The 6,000-nt window shown below is 61.9% G+C and carries 8 protein-coding genes; 7 read left to right on the plus strand and 1 reads right to left on the minus strand.

The window, feature by feature from the left end; all coding sequences use genetic code 11:
- Positions 1-135: 135 nt before the first annotated feature.
- Positions 136-684, plus strand: coding sequence for a TATA-box-binding protein (locus WYS_RS11410; protein ID WP_019178304.1), 549 nt, complete (start codon positions 136-138; stop codon positions 682-684).
- Complete coding sequence (locus tag WYS_RS11415; RefSeq protein WP_019178305.1) at positions 685-1,521, plus strand: TatD family hydrolase; 837 nt, start codon at positions 685-687, stop codon at positions 1,519-1,521.
- Here the strand turns inward: WYS_RS11415 and WYS_RS11420 are convergent.
- Complete coding sequence (locus tag WYS_RS11420; protein ID WP_026069056.1) at positions 1,518-1,793, minus strand: acylphosphatase; 276 nt, start codon at positions 1,791-1,793, stop codon at positions 1,518-1,520. The genes WYS_RS11415 and WYS_RS11420 overlap by 4 nt on opposite strands.
- A 101-nt stretch (positions 1,794-1,894) precedes the next feature.
- Between WYS_RS11420 and ftsZ (WYS_RS11425) the strand changes: the two genes are divergently transcribed.
- The 5 genes from ftsZ (WYS_RS11425) to WYS_RS11445 all read left to right on the plus strand — a co-directional run bounded on the left by ftsZ (WYS_RS11425) (position 1,895) and on the right by WYS_RS11445 (position 5,978).
- Positions 1,895-3,031, plus strand: coding sequence for a cell division protein FtsZ (gene ftsZ, locus WYS_RS11425; RefSeq protein ID WP_019178307.1), 1,137 nt, complete (start codon positions 1,895-1,897; stop codon positions 3,029-3,031).
- Between the two features lie 189 nt (positions 3,032-3,220).
- Positions 3,221-4,327 carry a cell division protein FtsZ gene (gene ftsZ, locus WYS_RS11430; RefSeq protein WP_019178308.1) on the plus strand — a complete coding sequence of 369 codons (1,107 nt, stop codon included), beginning with the start codon at positions 3,221-3,223 and terminating at the stop codon, positions 4,325-4,327.
- A 46-nt stretch (positions 4,328-4,373) separates the two neighbouring features.
- The gene (locus WYS_RS11435; protein WP_026069057.1) at positions 4,374-4,598 is read left to right on the plus strand and encodes a protein translocase SEC61 complex subunit gamma; all 225 of its coding nucleotides are present in this window, start codon (positions 4,374-4,376) and stop codon (positions 4,596-4,598) included.
- Positions 4,599-4,666: 68 nt separating this feature from the next.
- Entirely contained in the window at positions 4,667-5,494 is an 828-nt protein-coding gene (locus tag WYS_RS11440) for a transcription elongation factor Spt5 (RefSeq protein WP_019178310.1), read from the plus strand.
- A gap of 4 nt (positions 5,495-5,498) precedes the next feature.
- On the plus strand, positions 5,499-5,978 hold the full coding sequence (locus WYS_RS11445; protein ID WP_026069059.1) for a 50S ribosomal protein L11: 480 nt from the start codon (positions 5,499-5,501) through the stop codon (positions 5,976-5,978).
- Positions 5,979-6,000: the final 22 nt, after the last annotated feature.

Genomic DNA, 6,000 nt, shown 5'->3' on the forward strand with positions numbered 1-6,000 from the left:
TTCCGAGGGGGTGCATTTTTCAAAGCCACTTATAAAAATCTGGCGATCTTCACGCCGAAGAGGTGTGGCTCGGCGGATTTGCAAACACATAGTACTATATAAAGATATATAAATACCTCGACCCGGTGACTTGTAGTGGCCAAGATCAAGATAGAGAACGTTGTCGCTTCCACGTCCCTTGGTGAAGAGCTTGACCTGCAGGCGATCGCCCTCGCCCTCGAGGGAGCAGAGTACGAGCCGGAGCAGTTCCCGGGGCTTATATACAGGTTGAAGGAGCCCAAGACCGCCACGCTGCTGTTCAGGAGCGGCAAGGTGGTATGCACCGGGGCCAAGAGCCTGGAAAACGTCAAAGTGGCCATCAACAAGGTCGCCAAGCAGATCGAGAAGGCGGGCATCAAGATCAGGGACGAACCCAAGGTGGAGGTCCAGAACATAGTGGCGTCCTCGGACCTGGGACAGGAGATCAACCTCAACGCTATCGCCATCTCCCTTGGCCTGGAGAGGGTGGAATATGAGCCGGAGCAGTTCCCGGGGTTGGTCTATCGCCTGGACGAGCCCAAAGTGGTGGTCCTGCTGTTCGGCTCCGGCAAGCTGGTGTGCACCGGCGCCAGGAAGCCCCATGACGTGGAGGCCGCGGTCACCAAGATCACCGTAGAACTCAAGTCCGCCGGGCTGCTGCGCTGAATGAGACCCATCTTCGACAACCACATGCACCTCCAGCCCTCCGGGAGGGGGGTGGGGGCCCTCCTCGACTTCTCCAAGGCCGGGGGGACGCACGCCATCCTGTGCCATATGCCGTACCGCGAGGTCGCCATATCCACGGGCGAGGACTTCTCCCGCTCCTATGATATCACCCTGTCCCTGGCCGACCGGGCCAACGCGGAAACGGGCGTGAAGGTCTTCCCCGCGGTGGGTCCGTACCCGGTGCTGCTCATCGGCCTGACGGAGCGTTTCGGCATGCCCCGGGCGGTCGAGGTCATGAGGGAGGGCATGGAAAGAGCGCAGAAGCTGGTGCTGGAGCGCAAGGCCGTAGCGATCGGTGAGATCGGGCGGCCCCATTTCCCCGTGCCCCCTGAGATATGGGAGGCGTCCAACGGCATCATGCTCTACGGCATGCAGCTGGCCAAGGAAGCGGGGTGCCCGGTGGTCCTTCACACCGAGAGCGGCACCCCCGAGGTCATGCTTGACCTCGCCAGGATCGCCGACCGGGCCGGCCTGGACCGGGGCAGGGCGATCAAGCACTACTCCCCACCGCTGGTCCTGGAGGAGGAGAACCACGGCCTGTTCCCTTCGGTGCTGGCTTCCAAGCCCGCCGTCACCGAGGCGCTGTCCAAGGGCACCCGCTTCGTGATGGAGACGGACTTCATGGACGAGCCGTCCCGCCCGGGGGCGGTGATGGACATCAAGACCGTGCCGAAGCGCACCAACGCATACCTGTCGTCAGGACAGATGTCCGAGGATCAGGCCTGGGCGATTCACAAGGAGAACCCCGAGAGGCTTTACGGCATCACTATCGACTAACGTCGTATGGCGAACGAGTCGAACTCCCCGGCCCCCGCGCTCCACCTGACGTCACACTTGTCGACCTTCGCGTAAGGATGCTCGCTGCACAAGCGGTGGATGACGCGCTCGATGTCCGCGCGCTCGCCCTCGAACACCGCCGACACCGAGCCGTCCTCCTCGTTGCGCACCCACCCGTGGACCCTGCCGGCGATGGCGTACCTCCGGGTGTACGCCCTGAACGAGACACCCTGCACCTTCCCGTAGAATCTGGCCTCGGCCCTTTCTGTCATGATGAAGCATCCCCTCACATCGATTATTTTCTTTCTTTGTCAAAAAGGGGATGATATTATTTAATAGTTAAAATCCCCATTTGGCGGCCAAGGGATGCACTATGAAATCTTTGGTCGAGGAAGCGCTGGCTAGAGAAAGCGCTGCCGGTCCGGGCTTCGGATCTCCGGTGGCGGCGGCAGGGCCAGCGGTCGCGCAGGTAAGCTCTGCTGACGAGGAACTGCTGGCACTTCTGCAAAAGCTCAAGACGAACATCAAGATCATCGGCTGCGGGGGCGGTGGGACCAACACCATCAACCGCATCGCCCAGGAAGGCATCACCGGTGCCGAGCTGTACGCGGCCAATACCGATGCCCAGCATCTGCTGGCGATACAGGCGCCTCACAAGATACTCATGGGAAGGCGCTCCACCCGCGGGTTGGGGGCCGGCGCTCTCCCCAAGGTCGGGGAGGAGGCCGCCATGGAGGCCGAGGACGATATCCGCAAGAGCCTGGTGGAATCCCACATCGTGTTCGTCACCGCGGGCATGGGCGGCGGCACCGGGACCGGCTCCGCTCCTTACGTCGCCAAGATCGCCAAGGACATGGGCGCTCTCACTATCGCCGTCACCACCCTGCCCTTCAAGGGCGAGGGCAAGATGCGCATGGAGAACGCAGAGTGGGGCCTGGAGAGGCTCCGCAACGCTGCGGACACCGTCATCGTCATACCGAACGACAAGCTCCTGGAGCTTGTTCCGCGCCTGTCCATCAACGCCGCCTTCAAGGTGGCCGACGAGGTCCTCATGAGGGCCATCAAGGGCATCACCGAGCTTATCACCAAGCCCGGGCTGGTGAACCTTGACTTCAACGATGTGAAGACCATCATGAAGGGCGCCGGCGTGGCCATGATCGGCCTGGGCGAATCCAACGGTCAAACGGACGACCGCGCCACCGAGGCCATCGAGGATGCCCTGAACTCCCCGCTCCTGGACGTGGACGTCTCCAGCGCCTCCGGCGTACTGGTCAACGTCGTCGGCGGCGCCGACATGACCATCGCCGAGGCCCAGAAGGTGGCGGAGATCCTGCAGACGAAGGTGTCGGGCAGCGCCCGCATCATATGGGGCGCCGCGGTGGACCCCGCCATCGACCACAAGATCAGGGTGATGGTCGTGATCACCGGCGTCAAGTCCAAGCAGATCCTGGGCCGGGGCAACGACGGGCCTTCCCGGCTGAAGGACACCGACGTGGACTTCATAAAGTGAGTCTTGGACGTACGGCAGCACCAACTCCGGGCCGAGAGAGGCTTCTCGGCCCCCTTTTTCCCTTTCCCCCAGGCTCACATACTGAAATTAAATACGGCACCGAAACTTTTTAAAGTACAAATGTATGTTAGCCCTTGCCCGGGCGACCGCTTCAGCACTAGACGTCAGGCTCGCCCAGGAGGGCTTATAATGAAGTCATTCCTCAGCGACGCTATATCCCGCGCTGGTGCTCAGGGTGGGAACGCCTCCCAGTCCTACCAAGAGTACTCCTCCGCCGACCAGGAGCTCGTCAAGATACTGGAAAGCCTGAAGACCAACATCAAGATCGTTGGCTGCGGGGGTGGCGGGACCAACACCATCGATCGCCTGTCCGAGGTGGGCATCGTGGGAGCGGACATCTTCGCCGCCAACACCGACGCCCAGCACCTCCTGGCTATAAGGTCGCCGCACAAAATCCTTCTCGGAAGGCGCTCCACCCGCGGGTTGGGGGCCGGCGCCCTGCCCCAGGTAGGCGAGGAAGCGGCCAGGGAAGCTGAGGAGGACCTCAGGAAGATGCTTACCGGCGCGGACATCGTGTTCGTCACCGCGGGCATGGGCGGCGGCACCGGGACCGGCTCCGCTCCTTACGTCGCCAAGATCGCCAAGGACATGGGCGCTCTCACTATCGCTGTTGTCACATATCCATTCAAGGCCGAAGGGGCCATTCGCTCGGAGAACGCGGAGTGGGGCCTGGAGAGGCTCCGCCAGACCGCCGATACCGTCATCGTCATACCAAACGACAAGCTGCTGGAGATCTGCCCGAGGCTGGCGCTCAACGCCGCCTTCAAGGTCGCTGACGAAGTGCTGGTCAGGGCCATCAAGGGCATTACCGAGCTCATCACCAAGCCCGGGCTGGTGAACCTCGACTTCAACGACCTCAAGACCATCATGAAGGGCGCCGGCGTGGCCATGATCGGCCTGGGAGAGGGGGACGACGATGACAGGGTCGAGCACGCCATCAACGAGGCCATCAACTCGCCCATGATCGACGTGGACGTCTCTGACGCCACCGGCGCCCTTGTCAACGTCACCGGCGGGGACAACATGAGCATCTCCGAGGCCGAGAAGGTCGCGGAGATCATCCAGTCCAGGATATCGCCCAACGCCCGCATCATATGGGGCGCCGCGGTGGACCCCAGCCTCAAGGACACCGTCAGGGTGATGGTCGTGATCACCGGCGTCAAGTCGAAGAACATCATTGGTCCCACGAGGCAGGACCGGAGCGCCAAGGCGGTTGACGTCGACTTTATTAAGTAGATGGGTCTAACCTAACGAACGCAGCGCCTACTGAGAGCGTGTGAAGATGGACGTTGTTGAGAAGTCCTGGGAAGTCCAAAAGGACATCGAGGAGCGGGTAAAGAAGATCGGCAAGGGCAAGTACGGCCGCGTCATCAAGATGGCGCGCCGCCCTTCCACCGAGGAGTACGTCAAGATCATCCAGATCACCGCGCTGGGCCTGGTGGCCATCGGCGGCCTGGGGTTCCTCATCTATTGGCTGATGACGTACCTTCCAGGATACTTCACCTAAACATTTCAGGATTGATGCAAATGAAAGATGATTTACAGGCTGTCCCGACGGTCTCGGGAGGCAACGCGATGCTTGCGTTCATCGGAAAGGGCTCCGAGGCCAAGGTCCCCGCGTCCAGCATGACCAGCTGGAGCTTTCAGCTGAAGGGGAAGGAGGCGAGCAAGAAGAAGGTCAGGATGAAGGTCTCCCTCGACCTCCAGCCCGCCGACGCCGCGGAGTGGAGCATCCGCCTCTTCGACGCCGCGGGGGGCTCGCTGTTCGACAATCACAGCTCCCAGTCCACCCCCGAGTTCGAGTTCTACCTGGAGGGTTCCAAGGCCAAGGAGCTGAAGCTGGAGGCCCACGCCCCCATCGGAGCGGCCTACCAGGACAAGATCCTCATAGGCCTGGAGGCCTGCCTGGTGGAGGCGCCGTCGGAGTGCGACCGCCTCGCCTTCTCGGCAGAGGCCAGGCAGTCAATCCTCGCGCTCAAGACCTCCATCGGTCATGAGAAGGACGTCGCCGACGGCATCGCCAGCCGCGCCAAGGCCGGGAAGTCGGACATCGCCGCCATCCTGGCCCCCACCAACCTCAGGGGCTACGTGCTCATCGAGGGCATGAACACCGACAAGCTGAGGGAGGCGGTGAAGGGCGTCCGCAAGGCACACAGTTTCGTTGAGGGAGAGATGAACTTCTCCGAGATAGACCATTACCTCGCCCCCAAGCCCCTCGTGTCGGGCATCATGGAAGGCGACGTGGTCGAGCTCGTGGCGGGACCGTTCAAGGGCGAGAAGGCCCGGGTCCAGCAGATAGACGAGGCCAAGGAGGAGATCACCGTGGAGCTGTTCGAAGCGATGGTTCCCATCCCGGTAACGGTCAGAGGAGATCACGTAAGGGTTCTCGAGAAAGAAAGGTGAGTTTATGGCAGATACTGTTGAAGTGCTAGTTGAAGGCGGCAAGGCCACCCCCGGCCAGCCCCTGGGTCCCGCCCTGGGCCCCCTGGGCGTGAACATACCCAAGATAGTTCAGGAGATAAACGCCAAGACCAAGGTGTTCGACGGGATGAAGGTCCCGGTCAAGATCATCATCGATTCCAAGACCAAGAACTTCGACATCAAGGTCGGCACCCCTCCCACTTCCTCGCTGGTAAGCAAGGAGCTGGGCATCGAGAAGGGCTCCGGCTCTCCCAAGGCCACCAAGGTCGGCAACCTGAGCATCGCCCAGGCCATCAAGGTCGCGCAGATGAAGGAGTCCTCCCTCATGGGCAAGGACCTCAAGATGAGAGTGTTGGAGGTAGCAGGCACCTGCACCTCGATGGGAGTTACCATCGACGGACAGGAGCCCAAGGTGTTCCGCGAAGCGGTCCTGGCGGGGAAGTACGACCAGTCCTTCGCCCAGTGAGGCGAAGGGCGGGTCCCCCGCC

Origin of the sequence: Methanomassiliicoccus luminyensis B10, from assembly GCF_000308215.1 — an archaeon.
In the GTDB taxonomy this organism is placed as follows: domain Archaea; phylum Thermoplasmatota; class Thermoplasmata; order Methanomassiliicoccales; family Methanomassiliicoccaceae; genus Methanomassiliicoccus; species Methanomassiliicoccus luminyensis.